An 18,843-nucleotide genomic window follows, 5' to 3' on the forward strand; every position below is an offset into this window, starting at 1 on the left:
TATCGCCGTGAAAATGTCGTGAGGATCCGGTGAAAGAGGGTAACCGAGAACGGCGTGCCGGTTACGTTCGCGAACGTGCTGCTCTCCCCCACCGCCACGGAACGAATCGCGCCGACCGCCGACTCCGCCCTACACATCGCGGGGTGGCTCGCGGTGGGCGGCACCGCGGCGTGGGCGCTGATCCGTGTGTTCGGGCTCGATCGCGTCGGCGGCCCACTGGTACAGCTCATCGCGTTCACCCCGTACGCCGCCGCAGGCGCCGTCATCCTGCTCGGACCGGCGTTGACGCTACGCGCATGGTGGACCGCCGGAGTGGCGGCTGTCGCGGCAGTGGCGCTGCTGGTCTGTGTACTGCCCCGGTCCCTGCCAGACGGCGGGGTCGCCGAGGGGGCACGACTGCGCCTCCTCAGCTCGAACATGATGATCGGCGGTGCCGATGCCGGCGCGATCGTGGATCTGGTACGCCGCCGGGACGTACAGGTGCTCGCGCTGCAGGAGTTCACCCCGCAAGCCGAGCGGGCGCTCGACGCGGCCGGGGTGGCGGATCTGCTGCCCTACCGGGTCTCGCATCCGCAGCCTGGGGCCGGCGGTTCGGCGGTCTTCAGCCGATTTCCGCTGCGCGACGAGGTCCCGCATACCCTTCCGTCAGGGTTCACGCAGGCCATGGCGACGATCCTCGTGCCGGACGCGGCCACGGTCACCGTCGAATCGGCCCACCCGTGCGCCCCGATCTCGCCATCCCTCGCGTCCTGTTGGCGCACCGATCTGTCGCACGAGCCGCGGGCCAGCACTGACGGCGTGGTACGGGTGCTGGCCGGCGATTTCAACGCCACCCTCGACCATGCGGACCTTCGGCGATTAATCGCCAGCGGGTACCGGGACGCGGCCGACGTCCGCGGGCAGGGGCTCACGGCGAGCTGGCCGTACGACGAGAAGTGGTGGATCCCCGGTGTGACGATCGACCACGTCCTCGCCGACCGCCGGGTGGGGGTGGCGGGGTACGGCGTGCACCGCGTTCCCCGCACCGACCACCGCGCCGTCTTCGCGGAACTCGTCGTTCCCCGCTAAGCCGCCGGCAGCCCCTGCCGGGCCAGTCCGTAGCTGAGCGCGTCGACGAGCGCGCGCCAGCTCGCCTCGACCACGTTCTCGTGTACGCCGACCGTGGTCCAGTCGCCGTCCTTTCCGGCCGTCTCCAGGAGCACCCGGGTCACCGCGCGGGTGCCGTGGCTACCTTCGAGGATGCGGACCTTGTAGTCGGCCAGCTCGAAGGTCGCGATCTCCGGGTAGTGCTTCACCAGGGCCACCCGGAGCGCCTCGTCGAGGGCGTTGACCGGGCCGTTGCCCTCGGCCGTGGCGATCACCCGCTCCCCGCGTACCCGTACCTTGACCGTGGCCTCGCTCACGACCGAGCCGTCCTCGCGATGCTCGACGATGACCCGGTAGCTCTCCAGCGCGAACGGGCGGGTCAGTCCGCCGTTGAGCTCCGCGCGTACCAGCAGTTCGAACGAGGCGTCGGCGGCCTCGAACGACCACCCGGCGGCCTCCATCTCCTTGACCTTCGCGGTGACGTTGGAGAGCGCCTCGGGGTGGGCACCGAGGTCGATGCCCAGCTCCCGAGACTTGAGCTCGACACTCGCCCGGCCGGCCATCTCGGTGACCAGGATGCGCATGTCGTTGCCGACGACCTCCGGCTCCACGTGGTTGTAGAGCAGGGGGTCGACCTTGATCGCGCTCGCGTGCAGCCCCGCCTTGTGAGCGAAGGACGACGACCCGACATAGGCCTGGTGGGTGTCGGGGGCGATGTTCGCGATCTCCGCGATGGCGTGCGAGACGCGCACCATCTGGTCCAGGCACCCGTCCGGCAGGACGGGGAGCCCGAGCTTGAGTTGCAGGTTGCCGACGACGGCGAAGAGGTCGGCGTTGCCGGCGCGCTCACCGTAGCCGTTGGCCGTGCACTGGAAGTGCGGCACGCCGGCCTCCACCGCGGCGACGGTGTTGGCGACCGCGCAGCCCGTGTCGTTCTGGCAGTGGATACCGAGCTTGGCGACGACTTCCTCCGCGCTGATCCCCAGCCGCGCCGCGATCCGGTCGCTGACCCCGCCCACCATCTTCGTCACGCGAGAGGGCAGCATGCCGCCGTTGGTGTCGCACAGGACCGCCGCCTCCGCGCCGGCGGCGATGGCCGTCGCTGCGACCTCGCTGGCGTAGCGCGGGTCGGCGAGGTAGCCGTCGAAGAAGTGCTCGCAGTCGAGGAACACCCGGCGGCCCTCGGCGACGAAGAACGCGACCGTGTCCCGTACCATCGCGAGGTTTTCTTCCAACGTGGTGCGCAACGCCCGCTCGACGTGGCGCACGTCCGACTTCGCGACCAGCGTCACCACCGGGGTCTCCGCGTCGAGCAGCGCCCGGACCTGCGGGTCGGAATCGACAGCGGTGTGGGCCTTGCGGGTGGCCCCGAACGCCACGAAGAGGGCGTGCTTGAGGTTGAGCTCGGTCCGCGCCCGCCGGAAGAACTCGGTGTCCTTCGGCAGCGCCCCCGGCCAACCACCTTCGATGAAACTTACGCCGAAGTCGTCCAGCAGTCGCGCCACCGCGAGCTTGTCGACGACCGAGTAGCTGACCCCTTCGCGCTGGGCCCCGTCGCGCAGCGTCGTGTCATAAACCTGCATGGGTCTGAAGCCTTTCTCCACAACGAAAAAGACCCCTCGCGAATGCGAGAGGTCTGCGCGCTCAGCGTCAAATGCTGGGCGCGCTAGGGGCCAATAATCAGTACGATAGAGACGGTCACGCTAAGTACAGTGCCACACACGCCTACATCCCGGAAGAGCGTTTCCACATTTCGGGACGGCGTCGATACTACACGGCTCAGTCCGCCCGATCCGGCGGGGGCTCCTCGGGTACGGCCTCCTGAATGCCGGGCCGCCGGTCAGGCCGATCGAACGACGTGTCAGCCGGAGGCGGGACCGACCGGACCCGGGCCGTGAGCGTCAAAGTGGCCAGTGGCAACGCCGTGTACGAGGCCGTCGGCACGGGGAACCTCCCAGCACGAAGCGACAGTGCCGGATTGGACGCGCCTGGCCCCCGTACGGTTCCCCGAACGCCTGTGCGCCGTCCCTCGTGAGGGACGGCGCACAGGCGGCGATGACGAACTACAGAACGCGCCGCACCCAGCCGCGGGTGTCGGCGGCGCGACCGCGCTGGATATTGATGAGGGCCTCCCGCAGCTGCGTGGTGACCTGGCCGATACCGCCGTCGCCGATCACGAACTCGCCGCTGGACGAGCGGACGGCGCCGACCGGCGTGAGCACCGCCGCCGTGCCGCAGGCGAACGCCTCGCGCAGCCGCCCGCTCGCCGCGTCGGTGCGCCACTGGTCGAACGAGTACGGCTCCTCGCGGACCTCACGGCCCTGCTCGCGGGCGAGCGTGATGATGGAGTCGCGGGTGATGCCGGGCAGGATCGTGCCCGACAGCGGCGGCGTGAGGAGGCTGCCGTCGCCGAACACGAAGAAGATGTTCATACCGCCGAGCTCGTCGACGTACTTGCCCTCTGTCGCGTCGAGGAACACCACCTGGTCGCAGCCGTGCTCGGCCGCCTCCGCCTGGGCGATCAGGCTGGTGGCGTAGTTACCACCGCACTTGGCCGCGCCCGTACCGCCCCGAGCCGCGCGGGTGTACTCGGTGGAGGCCCAGATCGTGACCGGCGCCATGCCCCCCTTGAAGTAGGGGCCGACCGGCGAGGCGATCACCACGTACAGGTACTCCGAGGACGGCTTGACGCCGAGGAAGACCTCGCTCGCATACATGAACGGGCGCAGGTACAGGCTGCCCTCGGGGTCGCTCGGCACCCAGTCCCGGTCGATCTTGACCAGCTCGGTGAGCGAGTCCAGGAACAGCTGCTCGGGAAGCTCGGCCATCGCCATCCGGTGAGCGGACTCACGGAACCGGCGGGCGTTGGCGTCGGGGCGGAACATGCTGATGCCACCGTCGTCGACCCGGTACGCCTTCAGGCCCTCGAAGATCTCCTGCGCGTAGTGCAGAACCGACGTCGCGGGGTCCATGGGGATGGGCGCGCGGGCCTCGACCCGGGCGTCGTACCAGCCTTTGCCCTCGGCGTAGCGAATGGTGACCATGTGGTCGGTGAAGACCCGCCCGAATCCTGGGTTGGCCAGCAGAGCCGACCGTTCGGCGGCGGATACCGCTGCCGGATTCGGATGAATCTCGAACTCGAGGCTTTCACCGCCGCTCATACATGTCCTCCGTGAAACTGGTGGCGTCCACGGCCACGAAGCCGTGCCTGCAACTTACCCCGAACGCTCGTTCACGAGGATCGCCGTCCGGTCAAAACACGCCGATCAAGGACGAGTGGCGGGTGACTTGCCCCTTTTGGGGCACCACTCGTCCTTGACCGACGAAAAAGGCTTGGTCAGGCGGATACCGCTGCGGCGAGCCGGTCGCCGACCTCTTCGGTGCGCAGCGGCGCCCCGGGGGTACGCCCGGCAAGCTCAGCGCCCACGGCCTCGGTGACCCGCCGCGCCGCCTCGGGGTGGCCGAGGTGGTCGAGCAGCAGCGCCACCGACAGCACCGCGGCGGCCGGGTCGGCCACGCCGCGGCCGGCGATGTCCGGCGCGGAGCCGTGTACCGGCTCGAACATCGACGGGTGCCGCCGCTCCGGGTTGATGCAGCCACTCGCGGCCAGGCCGATGCCGCCGGTCACCGCCGCGGCGATGTCGGTCAGGATGTCGCCGAACAGGTTGTCGGTGACGACCACGTCGTAGCGCTGCGGCTGGGTGACCATGAACATCGAGGCCGCGTCGACGTGCTGGTACTCGGTGGTGATGTCGGGGTACTCGGCCGCCACCTCGGCGAACGTACGCGCCCACAGCCCACCGGCGTGGGTGAGCACATTGGTCTTGTGAACCAGCGTGACCTTGCGGCGGGGCCGCCGGGCGGCGCGGGCGAACGCGTCGCGGATGACCCGCTCAACGCCGTACCGGGTGTTGAGGCTCTCCTCGGTGGCGACCTCGGCGGCGGTGCCCGTGTGCATGTTGCCGCCGGCGCCGGCGTAGAGGCCCTCGGTGCCCTCCCGGACGACCACGAAGTCGATCTCACCCGGCTTGACGTTGGCCAGCGGGCTGGACGTGCCCGGCCACAACCGCGAGGGGCGCAGGTTGACGTACTGGTCGAACTCGAAGCGCAGCTTCAGCAGCAGGCCCCGCTCGAGCAGCCCCGGCGGGACGGACGGGTCACCGACGGCGCCGAGCAGGATCGCGTCATGCTGGGCCAGCTCGGCCAGCACGCTGTCAGGGAGCACCTCGCCGGTGGCGTGGTAGCGGGCCGCGCCCAGGTCGTACTCGGTCGCCTCGGTACCGGGCAGCACCACGTCGAGCACCTTGCGCGCCTGCGCGACAACCTCGGGTCCGATGCCGTCGCCGGCCACCACTGCGATCCGCGCCACCGTTACGTCCGTTCTCTCGCTTGCGTACCGTCTGAAGGAACGTTAGGCCATCGTCCTAGCTTTCGGTACAGCGGGTTCACTTAGTGGACCCGGCCTTCCGGCAGGTCGACAGCACTCGCCGCCGCCGCATCGGCCGGTCGCACTGCGTCCGCTTCCCTGTGACCGCGCTCACACCGGACGGCGCGACCCCCGGGGCCTGCGCCCTCTTGTCACGCGTACGGGCCGCGACGACGACCGTCTATTGACAGTGCAGCGACTGGAGTTGTTGGCTCAACACAAGCCCGTCGAGTCCCCCGTCACCGTTGTTGGCCGACATGGCGGAGAGCCGACAGGGATGCCCGGCGCCGGGGCGATGGTGGCCGCCTCGGCGCCGGGATCACAATCCCCTACCGGGTGACGGTCACGCCGTCTCGGTGATGGGACGGTCCACCCAGCTCATCATGTCGCGCAGCTTCTTGCCGGTGACCTCGATCGGGTGCGCGGTGCCCTGCTCGCGGAACTTGGTCAGGGCCGGCCGGCCCGCCTCGTCGTCCGCGATGAGCTCGCGGGTGAAGGTGCCGTCCTGGATCTCGGCCAGGATCTTGCGCATCTCTTCCTTGGTCTGCTGGTTGACCACGCGCGGACCGCGGGTGTAGTCACCGAACTCGGCAGTGTCCGAGATGCTGTAACGCATCCGCTGGATGCCGCCCTCGTACATGAGGTCGACGATCAGCTTCAGCTCGTGCAGGCACTCGAAGTACGCGATCTCCGGGGCGTACCCGGCCTCGGTGAGCACCTCGAAGCCGGTCTGCACCAGCGCGGCGGCGCCACCACAGAGGACGGCCTGCTCACCGAACAGGTCGGTCTCCGTCTCCTCCTTGAAGGTGGTCTTGATCGCTCCGGCGCGGGTGCCACCGATCGCCTTGGCGTACGAGAGCGCCAGCGCGAAGGCGTTGCCGGTCGCGTCCTGCTCGACGGCGACCAGGCACGGCACGCCCTTGCCGTCGACGAACTGGCGACGCACGAGGTGGCCGGGGCCCTTCGGCGCGACCATGGCGACGTCCACGTCAGCCGGCGGCTCGACCAGCCCGTACCGGATGTTGAGGCCGTGGCCGAAGAACAGCGCCTTGCCCGCGGTCAGCGAGGGAGCGATGGACTCGGTGTAGATGTGGCGCTGCGCAGTGTCGGGCGCGAGGACCATGATCACGTCGGCCTCGGCGGCAGCCTCGGCCGGCGTCACCACCCGCAGACCCTGCTCCTCGGCCTTCGCCCGGCTCTTCGAGCCCTCGGGCAGGCCGATGCGGACGTCGACACCGGAGTCGCGCAGCGACAGGGCGTGCGCGTGCCCCTGGCTGCCGTACCCGATGACTGCCACCTTGCGGCCCTGAATCACCGACAGGTCGGCGTCGTCGTCGTAGTACACCTCGGCGGTCATGTGCTCCCTTTCAGCTAGCGGCCCGGAGGGCTGGTCCCGTGGTGATCGATCGCGAACCGCGACCGATCGCGACCATGCCGGACTGCACCATTTCCTTGATCCCGTACGGCTCCAGATCGCGAATCAACGCGTCCAGCTTCTCGGCCGTACCGGTGGCTTCAATCGTCAACGCGTCGGGCGCCACGTCGACCACCCGCGCGCGGAACAGTTGCACGGTCTCGAGCACCTGCGATCGGATTGGCCGGTCGGCGCGCACCTTAATCAGCATGAGCTCGCGCTGTACAGACGCATTCTGCTCCAGCTCAACAATCTTCAGCACGTTGACCAGCTTGTTGAGCTGCTTGGTCACCTGCTCGAGCGGGGACGCATCGGCGTTGACCACGATCGTGATCCGCGACACCTCGGGGTTCTCGGTCTCGCCGACCGCGAGGGAGTCGATGTTGAACCCACGCCGGGAGAACAGCCCCGAGACCCGGGCGAGGACGCCGGGCTTGTTCTCGACGAGCACGGAGAGCGTGTGAGTGGTCATGCCGCCGTCTCGCTTCGCTCGTCGGCGGCATGAGCCACCGATGGACTGAGTTTCATGATTCGCTCACTGCGTTCGCTCATGTCAGATGTCGTCCTCGTCGAAGCGCGGCCGCACGCCGCGGGCGAACATGATCTCGTCGTTGCTGGTACCGGCCGCGACCATGGGCCACACCATCGCGTCCTTGCCGACGACGAAGTCGATGACCACCGGCTGGTCGGTGACCGCCATCGCCGCGGCGATGGTGTTGTCGAGGTCCGAGACGGTCTCGCAGCGCAGGCCCACGCAGCCGAGCGCCTCGGCCAGCTTCACGAAGTCCGGGATGCGGTGCTTGTGGGTGCCGAGATCGGTGTTGGAGTAGCGCTCGTCGTAGAAGAGCGTCTGCCACTGCCGCACCATGCCAAGGTTGCCATTGTTGATCACGGCGACCTTGATCGGGATGCCCTCGAGGGCACAGGTGGCCAACTCCTGGTTGGTCATCTGGAAGCAGCCGTCACCGTCGATCGCCCAGACCACCTTTTCGGGCGCGCCGGTCTTCGCGCCCATGGCGGCCGGCACGGCGTACCCCATGGTCCCGAGGCCACCGGAGTTGAGCCAGGTCGCCGGGTTCTCGTACTTGATGAACTGCGCGGCCCACATCTGGTGCTGGCCCACCCCGGCGACGTAGATCGCCTCCGGCCCGACCATCTCACCCAGTCGCTGGATCACCTGCTGCGGCGCGAGCGTGCCGTCCGACGGCTCCTCCCAGCCCAGCGGGTACCGGTCGCGGAGGTCGCCCACCTGGGTCCACCAGTCGGTCAGGTCGGCCTTGTGGCCGGCGGCGTACTCCGTGCCGACCGCCGTGATCAGCTCGTCGATCACGTACCGGGCGTCGCCCACGATCGGCACGTCCGCGGTCCGGTTCTTGCCGATCTCCGCCGGGTCGATGTCGGCGTGCACGATCGTGGCGTGGGGCGCGAACGAGTCGAGCTTGCCGGTCACCCGGTCGTCGAAGCGGGCGCCGAGCGCCACGATCAGGTCGGCGCGCTGCAGCGCGTACACCGCCGAGACGGTGCCGTGCATGCCGGGCATGCCCAGGTGCTGCGGGTGCGAGTCGGGGAACGCGCCCCGGGCCATCAGCGTGGTGACCACCGGCACACCGGTCAGCTCGGCGAGCTTGAGCAGGCTGGCCGAGGCGCCGGCCTTGAGGACACCGCCGCCGACGTACAGCACGGGCCGCTTCGCCGTAGCGATCAGCCGGGCCGCCTCGCGGATCTGCTTGCCGTGCGGGTGCAGCGTCGGGTGGTAGCCGGGTAGCTCCATCGTGGGCGGCCAGTTGAAGGTCGTCTGTGCCTGCAGGACGTCCTTGGGGATGTCGACCAGGACCGGACCCGGACGGCCGGTGCTGGCGAGGTGGAAGGCCTCCGCCAGGATGCGCGGCAGATCCTCGCCGGTCTGCACCAGGAAGTTGTGCTTGGTGATGGGCAGCGTGATGCCCTGGATATCGGCTTCCTGGAAGGCGTCCGTGCCGATCGCGCTCTTCGCCACCTGGCCGGTGATCGCCACCATCGGCACCGAGTCCATGTAGGCGTCAGCGATCGGCGTCACCAGGTTGGTCGCACCCGGGCCGGACGTCGCCATGCAGACGCCCACGCGGCCGGTCGCCTGCGCGTACCCGGTCGCCGCGTGGCCGGCGCCCTGCTCGTGGCGGACCAGGATGTGCCGCACCTTCTTGGAGTCGAACAGCGGGTCGTACGCTGGCAGGATCGCACCGCCCGGGATACCGAAGACGACGTCTACGCCGAGCTCCTCGAGCGAACGGACAAGTGCGCTCGCGCCGCTCATCGGCCCCTCCGTGATCTGCGTCACGGGGCTCGGCGAGGCGGATGCGGAGGGCGCGGCAGGTCGGTGGGCGAGCATTTCTGGCGTTGGTCTGCTCATCGGATCGCCTTCGGTTGAACGGGTGCGGACTCGCGGAGTATTCGGGGGCAACAAAAAGCCGGGGCATTAAAAAAGCCCACGTGCGGGATGCACGGGGGCTAGCGCGCCGACTTCAGCTCGGCGCGCTAGGTGATAAGTACTCGGCGAGACATGGTCGACATGGCGCTAACTTTGCCGCATCTCACGCCCTGAGTCAACCTGTCCCACTTCTTGGACCTTGATCCCTTCGTCACTCTCCTCGCCGTCACGGTCGTCCGGCGGCAGGAGAACGCCACGGAACAACGCCTCCACCCGCTCTGCCGGCATCGCGCGGCCGAACAGGTCCCCTTGCGCAAACCGGCAACCGGCCTCCTCCAGGATCCGCCGCTGTTCGACCTCGGTGATCCCCTCCGCGACCACGTCAAGACCGAGCCGGTTACCGAGCTGGACGACCACGTCGGCCAGCGGCGGTGCGAACCGTACCGCCGAATCCCCCGGCGGGGCGATGAGGGTCCGGTCAATCTTGAGGATGTCGACCGGCAGCGTGCGCAGCTGACCCAGTGACGAGTACCCGGAGCCGAAGTCGTCGAGCGCGACCCGTACGCCGGCCGCGCGCAGCGCGGTGAGCCGCTCGACCAGTTGCTGGACGTCCTGCGCCACCGCATGCTCGGTGACCTCGAGAACGAGGCGCTCCGGGGGCACGCGGTGCCGGCGCAGCACCTCGGCCACCCGCGTCACGTACTCCGGCGCGTGCAGCTCACGCGGGGACACGTTCACCGTCAGGTACAGCTCGTGGCCGTCGGCGATCCAGCGGGACAGCTGATGGCACGCCTCGTGCAGGACGAACTCGCCCAGCCGGTGGATGAGCCCCGCCTCCTCGGCGAGCGGGATGAACTCGTCCGGCGGCACCGCACCTAGCCGCGGGTGGTGCCAGCGCAGCAGGGTCTCCGCCGCGGTCACCCGACCGTCCGGCAGGTGCACGACAGGCTGATACACCAGCATCAGCTCACCGCGCTCGACCGCACCGCGCAGTTCGTGCTCCAGTTCGGTGCGCCGGCGCAGGAACCGGTCGTCGGCCAGGTCGTACTGCTCGACCCGCTGCTTTCCGCGCTGCTTGGCGAAGCGCAGGGCGACGTCGGCGTTGCGCATCAGACCTTCGATGGTGTCGGCGGTCGAGCGGTCGGCCAGGCCGATGCTGGCCGTCAGGAACATCGATGCGCCGTCCACCTCGTACGGCCGGCACAGCACGCTGAGCAGTCGCTCGGCGACCGCGGTCGCCTCGCTCGCGGGCGCCCGCATCAGTACGGCGAACTCGTCGCCGCCCAGCCGTACTGCCAGGTCACCGGGGCGGACGTTGGACCGCAGCCGCCCTGCGACCTCGACGAGCGCGGCATCGCCGACGTCATGGCCGCGGGTGTCGTTGATGTTCTTGAACCCGTCGAGGTCGATCGCGAGCAGTACGCAGGGCTGCCCGCCCGGGACCTCCTCCTGCAGCGTCGTGAGCAACTGCCGGCGATTGGCGAGGCCGGTAAGCGCGTCGGTGTGGGCCATCTCCCGGAAGTGGGCCTCGCTGCTCGCCAGCCGGTCGGTGGTCCGGCGCAGGTCGACGCGGGCGAGCGCCTGCTGCGCGGCGAGCGCGCCACCGATGACCGTGGCGGTCGCGACGCTGATCTGGTCGATGGTGCCGTCGAGGAACAGCAGGCGGAACACGCACCCGAAGGCCGCGAGGACGACCAGGCCGAGGGAGACGACCAGCCCGTCGTAGGACCGGTCGGCCGGCCGCCGGAGCACCGGAGCGGTACGAACAGTCAACGCCAGGGCGAGCGCGCCGCACGCGTACCCCACGGCCGCCACGGCCGTGAGCACCCGGCTGCCGAAGAAGACGGCCGCCGGCAGCACGGACGCCATCAGGCACGGCGCGGCGGCGACCAGGCACAGCCGCCGGACGGAGGGCGACTTGAATCCGGCCGCCGCGAGCACACCCATCGCGACGACCCCGACCAGGATCGGGCCGGCCACCACGGCGCAGGCGGCCTGCAGCCGCAGCGGGACCGGATCTCCGACGTAGTGCCGGTGCAGCGGCTCGACCACCAGCGTCCAGCCGGCATAGAACAGGCTCGCGCCGATGACCAGACCGTCGAGGACATGGCTCAGCAGCGCGCGGCCGCTGCTGACCACGCCGATGACGCCGAGCACCCCGATCAGGATCAACAGCGTCGACATCGCGGACCCGGCCGCCACCTCGCCCCCCAGGCGGGTCGGCGCCGATGCGCCGCTAACGGCCGCGTGGACGGCGGCGACCACCGGGCCGAGCGCGCCGATCGGAAGCGCCAGCGCCAGCAACAGGCGGGCCCGGCGGACATCGCCGCCCGCGAGTGCCTCACCACCCCCGGACCGGGCGGCGTCTGCCCCGGACCGGGCTGCCCGGACCGTCACGACCGCGCACGGCACGGCCGCGGCAGCACAAACCGCCGCAGCCGGTGCGAGATCGTAAATGAGGCGCACGAACTCCACTGTGCCCCACTAGGTGGATCCTGTCCCAGCCCTTTCGTCCATTCGTCGTAGCGCTACAGGTCGTTTCCCCAACGTCGATCAAGCGTCAGGGGTGTGATCTGTCCCGCCCCGTGGACAAGCACCGACCGGGGCCTGCCGGACCGCCACGGTCGGTGTCAAACTGGGGGCCATGCCCGAACTGCGGTCGAAGACATCCACCCACGGTCGAAACATGGCCGGCGCGCGAGCCCTGTGGCGCGCCACCGGCATGACGGACGGCGATTTCGGCAAGCCGATCATCGCCATCGCCAACAGCTTCACCCAGTTCGTACCGGGACACGTGCACCTCAAGGATCTGGGCCAGCTCGTCGCGGGCGCGGTGGCCGAGGCCGGCGGCGTGGCGAAGGAGTTCAACACGATCGCCGTCGACGACGGCATCGCCATGGGCCACGGCGGCATGCTCTACTCGCTGCCCAGCCGGGAGCTGATCGCCGACTCCGTGGAGTACATGGTCAACGCGCACTGCGCGGACGCCCTGGTCTGCATCTCCAACTGCGACAAGATCACGCCGGGCATGCTCATGGCCGCGCTGCGGCTCAACATCCCCACCGTCTTCGTCTCCGGCGGCCCCATGGAGGCCGGCAAGACGATCGCGATCGAGGGCATCGTCCACCCCAAGATCGACCTGATCGACGCGATGATCGCGTCGGCCAACGAGGCGGTCACCGACGAACAGCTCGACCAGATCGAGCGCTCCGCCTGCCCGACCTGCGGCTCGTGCTCGGGCATGTTCACCGCCAACTCGATGAACTGCCTCACCGAGGCGATGGGCCTGTCGCTGCCGGGCAACGGCTCGACCCTCGCCACCCACGCGGCGCGGCGCCAACTCTTCCTCGACGCCGGGCGGATCGTGGTGGACCTGGCCCGCCGCTACTACTCCGGCGACGACTCCAGCGTCCTGCCCCGCTCCATCGCGTCGCGGGAGTCGTTCGAGAACGCCATGGCCCTCGACGTCGCCATGGGCGGCTCGACCAACACGGTGCTGCACCTGCTGGCCGCCGCCCGCGAGGCCGGGATGGACTTCTCGGTCGCCGACATCGACGCCGTCTCCCGCCGGGTGCCCTGCCTGTCCAAGGTCGCGCCCAACAGCCCGAAGTACCACATGGAGGACGTGCACCGGGCCGGCGGCGTCCCCGCCATCCTGGGCGAGCTCAACCGGGCCGGGCTGCTGCACAAGAACGTCCACTCGGTGCACGCCGACTCGCTGGACACCTGGCTGGCCGACTGGGACATCCGCGGCGGCAGCCCGAAGCCGGAAGCGCTCGAACTGTTCCACGCCGCTCCCGGCGGAGTCCGCACGACCGAGCCGTTCTCCACCTCCAACCGCTGGTCGAGCCTTGACACCGACGCCGCCGAGGGCTGCATCCGCGACATCGAGCACGCCTACTCCGCCGACGGCGGCCTCGCGGTCCTCTTCGGCAACCTCGCGCCCGACGGCTGCGTCGTGAAATCCGCCGGCGTACCCGAGAACTGCCTCACGTTCCGCGGCCCCGCCCGCGTCTTCGAGTCCCAGGACGACGCGGTCTCCGGCATCCTCAACAAGGTCGTCGAGGCCGGCGACGTCGTCGTCATCCGGTACGAGGGTCCGCGCGGCGGCCCGGGAATGCAGGAGATGCTCTACCCGACCTCGTTCCTCAAGGGTCGGGGCCTCGGGCAGGCCTGCGCGCTGATCACCGATGGGCGCTTCTCCGGGGGCACCTCCGGCCTGTCCATCGGCCACATCTCCCCCGAGGCGGCCGGCGGCGGCCTGATCGCCCTGGTTGAGGATGGCGACGAGATCTCAATCGACATCCCGAACCGGTCACTGGTGCTCAACGTCCCGGACGACGTGCTGGAGGCCCGCCGGATCGCGCAGGAGAAGCGCGAGCGCCCGTACACCCCGGTCGACCGGGAGCGTCCGGTCTCGGCGGCGCTGCGGGCGTACGCGTCGATGACGACCAGCGCCAGCGACGGCGCCTACCGGCGGGTGCCCGACTGACGTAAGCGGTGTCGTTCCCGGCCGACCTGGGCACTATTCCAAGGTCGACAACCGGGAAGGACCTCCGCATGGTGGACTGGATCTTCACTGTCATCGATCGCCTCGGACCGCCCGGCGTGGGGCTGCTCATCGCGGCGGAGAACCTGGTCCCACCGATCCCGTCAGAGATGATCCTCCCGCTGGCCGGTTTCCGGGCCCGTACCGGCGCCATGCACCCGGTACTGGTGTGGACTGCCGCGACGCTCGGAGCGCTCGCCGGCGCTCTCGTCCTGTACGGGGTGGGCGCGTGGCTGGGCTACGACCGCTTGCACCGGCTGTCGCACCGTCGGTGGTTCATCCTCACCAGCCCGGACGACCTGGACCGTGGACGGCGCCTGTTCGACCGCCACGGCTCCTGGATCGTGGCCCTGTCGCGCTGCGTGCCGATCCTGCGCAGCGTCGTGTCGCTGCCCGCCGGCGTCGCCCGCATGCCGCTCGTGCGGTTCAGCGTCCTGACATCCGTCGGCGCCGGCGTGTGGAACGCCGTGTTCATCGGGGCCGGCTGGCTGCTCGCCGACAACTGGCGCAAGGTCGATCAGTACACCGGACCGGCCGGAACCGTTATCGCCGCGCTGCTCGTCGCGGGCCTGGCCGGGCTCACGGTACGCCGGATCCGCGCCCGTCGGGCTCAGCAGGCGGCGGCGAGCCGGTGACGGCGGGATCTCGCTAACAAGTCCGGCCCCTGCCGTACGGGCCGCCCGTGCCCGGATGGGACGATGACCACGTGCGCCAACAAAAGTTCCGGTACAACGCCGCGATCACCGTCGCCGCCGTCGTCGCGTTCTTCGGCGCCGTGCCGCTTGCCACGTCGCGCGCGTACCTGCTGCCGGTCGCCCTGGTGCCGCTGCTGATCGCGGTGTGGGGCTGGCGGGCCGGCACCGACGTCAGCCCTGCCGGGCTGCGCATCCGCGCCCTGTTCGGCTCGCGGCTCGTACCGTGGTCGCACGTTTCCGCGTTGGTGCCCGCCGACCGCAAGCGGGTCTACGCGGTCCTGACGACGGGCCGTCAGGTCCGGCTGCCCGCGGTCGGCGCCGCTGAACTCGCGGCCTTCTCGGAGGTAGCGGCGGCCAAGGCCGCCGCCCCCGAGAAGACGGACGACACCGAGACGGCTCAGTAGCCGTCCGTCACGACATTCTCCAGCGGCTGTCCGGCCGCGAATCGGCGTACCTGCTCACCGATCAGCCGGTACGCCCGGGACTGGAACCCGCGCACCGATCCGGCGACATGCGGGGTCAGCAGCAGGTTCGGCATGTCCCACAGGCGATGGTCGGCCGGCAGCGGCTCGGGGTCGGTCACGTCGACCGCCGCGGCGATGCGTCCGGTCGCCAGCTCGGCGGCGAGCGCCTCGGTGTCCACGACCGGGCCCCGGGCGGCGTTGACGAGCAGCGCCCCGTCGGGCATCGCGGCGAGGAACGCGGCGTCGACCAGGCCGGTGGTCGCACGCGTCAGCGGCACGACGAGGACCACGATGTCGGCGAACGGCAGCAGCCGGGGCAGTTCGTCGACGCCGTGGACACCGTCCCGCGCCCGGCGCGCGACCAGCGTCAGCGACACCTCGAAGGGTTCGAGCCGGCGGGTGATCGCCGCGCCGATGGAGCCGGCGCCGACGATGAGGACCCGCTTGCCGGCGAGCTCGTCGGTCGGCCCGTACGCCCACTGCCGCCGCTCCTGCGCGCGGGCGAACGCCGGGAAGTTCCGTAGGTACGCGAGCACCGCTGCGACCACCCACTCCGAGGTCGACGAGTCGTGCACGCCGCGCGCGTCGCACAGCGTCACACCGGCCGGCATGCGACTGACCCAGGCGTCCGCGCCCGCGGACATCAACTGCACCACCCGGAGCCGCGGCATCTTGTCCAGCAGGTGGGTCGCATTCACCGTCGACAGGAACGGCGGCGTCCAGAACTCGACCGTGGCCGGGTCGGAAGGCAGGCTGGTGTCATCGCCGGTGAACACCTCGAGCGTGGTGTCCGGGGGCAGCTCACCGATCAGCGACCGGCCGGCCTCATGGGGGATCCACACCTTCACGGGTGTCGACAGTATCGGCCCGGCGGTCTCCGGCGCTCCGTGCATCCGAGGAACGGCTGCACGCGACCGTTAGGCTGGACGGCGTGATCGCCCCCGCCTCCGCGCGCTTCGTCGATGGTGGCCAGCGAACGCGAGCCACGGCCGCCGTCCGGGCGGTGGTTGGCGCCCTGGCCGCGAGCCTGATCGTCACGGGCTGTTCGTTCGGCCCGCCCCCGCCGGATGAAGCCGGCTCGCCCCCGAAGCTGCCGACGCCCTCGGGCTCGGCCAGCGCCGGCCGGGACGACGTGAGCGTCGTCACCGCGGTCGTGGCCAAGCACCTGGAAGTGCCCTGGGAGATCGGGTTCCTGCCGGACGGCGCGGCGCTGGTCACCGAGCGCGACAGCAGGCGGATCCTCCGGGTCGGTCCGGACGGCGGCTCAGGCGGGCTCAACGTCACCCCGGTGCAGACGATCGAGGACGCTGCCCCCGCCGGTGAAGGCGGGCTGATGGGGCTCGCCGTCTCCCCCGGCTACGCCACAGACAAGACCATCTTCGTGTACTACACGACCGCGACCGACAACCGCATCGCCAAGCTGACCCTCGGCGGGAAGCCGGAGCCGATCATCACCGGCATTCCCCGGGCCGCTGTCCACAACGGCGGGCGGATCGCGTTCGGCCCGGACGGGTTCCTCTACGCCAGCACCGGCGACGCCACCCAGCGCGCCAGCGCCCAGGACCCGAACAGCCTCGGCGGCAAGATCCTGCGGATGACCGCCGACGGCAAGCCCGCGCCGGGAAACCCGTTCAACAACCTGGTCTTCTCGTATGGGCACCGCAATGTCCAGGGGCTGGCGTGGGATTCGGCCAAGCGCCTGTACGCCACCGAGTTCGGCCAGGACACCTGGGACGAGGTCAACATCATTGAGGCCGGTAAGAACTACGGCTGGCCCGTGGTGGAGGGCACAGCGCGCGACCCCCGCTTCGTCGACCCCATCGTGCAGTGGAAACCGGCCGAAGCCTCCTGCTCCGGCGCCGCCGTAGTAGCCGGCAAGATCCTTGCCACTGCCTGCCTGCGTGGCCAGCGGCTGTGGCTCACGCAGGTCACCGCGGCCGGTGGGACGTTCGGCGCCCCTACCCCGGTCCTCGTCGGGGCGTACGGCCGGTTGCGCGCCGCCGTTCTGGCACCCGACGGCTCGTTGTGGGTCTCCACGTCCAACCGCGACGGCCGGGGCACCCCCAAGCCGGACGATGATCGAATCATCCGAGTCGTTCTCTCTGGTGCGGGAGGGGCCGACCGCAGCTGACGGTCGGGCACTATAGATCGCGTGTCACCGTACGAAGCCTTGTTCAGTCGCGGCTGGCTCGCTACCGCCCGGCGCCGCCTCGACCCCGGCCTGCGGGTCGTGAGCCAGCGCGTGGCCCCGGCCACGCGCCACCGCCACGTCCGGCGCGCCGGCCGGCTGCTCGGCGTGCTCGTGGTCGCGGCGGTCGGCATGATCCTGGGCGTCCTGGTGGCCGGCCGGGTCTCCGCCGACGTCGGGCCGTTCCACGCGCAGTTCGCCATCACCCCGTCGGTGAACGGTGGAACGGACGTGGCGATCCCGCCGCTCGGCTCGCTGCACCTGGACAGCCACTCCGGCCCGGCGCACCTGTCGGTCCAGCTCACGTCGCTCGACCAGCAGCGCACGAAGGCCCTCGTGACCAACCCGGTGGCGCTCGATCAGGCCAGCGGCGGCGTCGTCGAGGACCTGCGGACCGGCATGACCCGCCTGGTCTTCCAGGTCGCCGGGGTGTCCGTACTCGGGGCCATGCTGCTCGCCGCGCTGCTGTACCGCTCGATGCGGCGGGTCGCCACCGCGGGCGGACTGTCGCTGGCGCTCCTCGCCGGAACCGCGCTCGTGTCCCTTTCGACGTTCCGGCCGAGCGCCATCGAGGAGCCGCGCTACGAAGGGTTGCTGGTCAACGCGCCGGCCGTGGTCGGTGACGCCCGGCGGATCGCCGGGCGGTACGAGCAGTACCGCGCCGAGTTGCAGCGGCTCGTGGGCAACGTCGGCAAACTCTACGACACGATGTCCACGCTGCCGGTGTACGAGCCGGACAACTCCACGATCCGGGTGCTGCACATCTCCGACATGCACCTCAATCCGGCCGCCTGGTCGGTGGTCCGGACGGTCGCGCAGCAGTTCAATATCAACGTCATCATCGACACCGGCGACATCACCGACTGGGGCAGCGAGCCGGAGGACTCCTACGTGGCGTCGATCGCCGCGTTGAAGGTGCCCTACGTGTACATCCGCGGCAACCACGACTCGCCGCGCACCCAGGCCGCGGTGGCCCGCCAGCCGAATGCGCGGGTGCTCGACGGCGGGACGGTCACGATCGACGGGCTCACGATCGCGGGGATCGGCGACCCGGAGTTCACGCCCGACAAGTCCTCGCCCAACAACGCGCCCGGCGCCAACAACGGGGCCCAGCTGAAGATCAACTCTGGGCAGCTGCTGGCGAACTCGATCCTCGAGATGCAGCGCGCCCCGGACGTCGCGCTCGTACACGACCCGGCCGCCGCGCCGCCGCTGGCCGGGCGGGTCCCGCTGACCCTGTCCGGGCACACGCACAAGCGCGAGGTGCGGCGGCTGGCCAACCCCGACGGCACCGCACCGGACGCCGCGCGCACTCTGCTGATGGTTCAGGGCTCGACCGGTGGGGCGGGCCTGCGCGGGCTGGAAGGCAAGGATCCGACGCCGCTCGCGCTGTCGGTGCTGTACTTCGACACGAAGAAGCACGAGCTGCAGGCGTACGACGACATCTCCGTCGGCGGCACCGGCCAGACCGAGGTGACGCTGCAGCGCCACATCGTCAAGGAGGACAAGGGCGCGGGTACGGCACCGTCGGCAAGCCCGAGCCCTGTTCCGAGCCCAAGCCCCAGTCGCTAACACGATCTTGGACACTTGGACCGGTCATGACCGGTCCAAGTG

The 18,843-nt window shown here is 70.2% G+C and carries 14 protein-coding genes; 6 read left to right on the forward strand and 8 right to left on the reverse strand.

From position 1 onward, the window contains the following. The first annotated feature begins 135 nt into the window (after positions 1-135). Positions 136-1,068: an endonuclease/exonuclease/phosphatase family protein gene (locus HC028_RS06615; RefSeq protein ID WP_168074224.1), complete on the forward strand. Its 933-nt coding sequence runs from the start codon at positions 136-138 to the stop codon at positions 1,066-1,068. Here HC028_RS06615 and cimA read toward each other — a convergent pair. From cimA to HC028_RS28395, 7 genes are all read right to left on the reverse strand, one after another. Beyond that, the gene (gene cimA / locus HC028_RS06620; protein ID WP_168074001.1) at positions 1,065-2,669 is read right to left on the reverse strand and encodes a citramalate synthase; all 1,605 of its coding nucleotides are present in this window, start codon (positions 2,667-2,669) and stop codon (positions 1,065-1,067) included. The two genes, HC028_RS06615 and cimA, sit on opposite strands and share 4 nt — an antisense overlap. Positions 2,670-3,149: 480 nt before the next feature. Next, positions 3,150-4,247: a branched-chain amino acid aminotransferase gene (locus tag HC028_RS06625; protein ID WP_168074003.1), complete on the reverse strand. Its 1,098-nt coding sequence runs from the start codon at positions 4,245-4,247 to the stop codon at positions 3,150-3,152. Positions 4,248-4,423: 176 nt separating this feature from the next. Further along, complete coding sequence (locus HC028_RS06630) at positions 4,424-5,455, reverse strand: 3-isopropylmalate dehydrogenase (protein WP_168074005.1); 1,032 nt, start codon at positions 5,453-5,455, stop codon at positions 4,424-4,426. A gap of 400 nt (positions 5,456-5,855) precedes the next feature. Further along, the gene (gene ilvC, locus HC028_RS06635; protein WP_168074007.1) at positions 5,856-6,869 is read right to left on the reverse strand and encodes a ketol-acid reductoisomerase; all 1,014 of its coding nucleotides are present in this window, start codon (positions 6,867-6,869) and stop codon (positions 5,856-5,858) included. A gap of 10 nt (positions 6,870-6,879) precedes the next feature. Beyond that, positions 6,880-7,398: an acetolactate synthase small subunit gene (ilvN, locus tag HC028_RS06640; RefSeq protein ID WP_168074016.1), complete on the reverse strand. Its 519-nt coding sequence runs from the start codon at positions 7,396-7,398 to the stop codon at positions 6,880-6,882. An 81-nt stretch (positions 7,399-7,479) separates the two neighbouring features. Beyond that, positions 7,480-9,315, reverse strand: coding sequence for an acetolactate synthase large subunit (locus tag HC028_RS06645; protein WP_168074018.1), 1,836 nt, complete (start codon positions 9,313-9,315; stop codon positions 7,480-7,482). Positions 9,316-9,480: 165 nt separating this feature from the next. After that, positions 9,481-11,799, reverse strand: a complete 2,319-nt coding sequence (locus HC028_RS28395) for a putative bifunctional diguanylate cyclase/phosphodiesterase (protein WP_239075504.1) — start codon at positions 11,797-11,799, stop codon at positions 9,481-9,483. A 178-nt stretch (positions 11,800-11,977) separates the two neighbouring features. Between HC028_RS28395 and ilvD the strand changes: the two genes are divergently transcribed. The 3 genes from ilvD to HC028_RS27415 all read left to right on the forward strand — a co-directional run bounded on the left by ilvD (position 11,978) and on the right by HC028_RS27415 (position 14,981). Then, positions 11,978-13,825, forward strand: a complete 1,848-nt coding sequence (ilvD, locus tag HC028_RS06655; protein WP_168074020.1) for a dihydroxy-acid dehydratase — start codon at positions 11,978-11,980, stop codon at positions 13,823-13,825. 68 nt (positions 13,826-13,893) lie between these two features. Then, positions 13,894-14,517 (forward strand): DedA family protein, encoded by a 624-nt coding sequence (locus HC028_RS06660; protein WP_203981350.1) that lies wholly within the window; start codon positions 13,894-13,896, stop codon positions 14,515-14,517. Between the two features lie 71 nt (positions 14,518-14,588). Continuing rightward, positions 14,589-14,981 (forward strand): PH domain-containing protein, encoded by a 393-nt coding sequence (locus HC028_RS27415; RefSeq protein WP_203981349.1) that lies wholly within the window; start codon positions 14,589-14,591, stop codon positions 14,979-14,981. Here HC028_RS27415 and HC028_RS06670 read toward each other — a convergent pair. Then, positions 14,975-15,889, reverse strand: a complete 915-nt coding sequence (locus tag HC028_RS06670) for a 2-hydroxyacid dehydrogenase (RefSeq protein WP_168074022.1) — start codon at positions 15,887-15,889, stop codon at positions 14,975-14,977. The genes HC028_RS27415 and HC028_RS06670 overlap by 7 nt on opposite strands. Positions 15,890-16,044: 155 nt before the next feature. Here HC028_RS06670 and HC028_RS06675 point away from each other — a divergent pair, with 155 nt between their 5' ends. Further along, positions 16,045-17,172 (forward strand): PQQ-dependent sugar dehydrogenase, encoded by a 1,128-nt coding sequence (locus tag HC028_RS06675; protein WP_239075506.1) that lies wholly within the window; start codon positions 16,045-16,047, stop codon positions 17,170-17,172. Positions 17,173-17,193: 21 nt separating this feature from the next. Continuing rightward, positions 17,194-18,801 (forward strand): metallophosphoesterase, encoded by a 1,608-nt coding sequence (locus HC028_RS06680; RefSeq protein WP_239075503.1) that lies wholly within the window; start codon positions 17,194-17,196, stop codon positions 18,799-18,801. The last annotated feature ends 42 nt before the right edge of the window (positions 18,802-18,843 follow it).

Origin of the sequence: Planosporangium flavigriseum (assembly GCF_011947225.1) — a bacterium.
Lineage (GTDB): Bacteria > Actinomycetota > Actinomycetes > Mycobacteriales > Micromonosporaceae > Planosporangium > Planosporangium flavigriseum.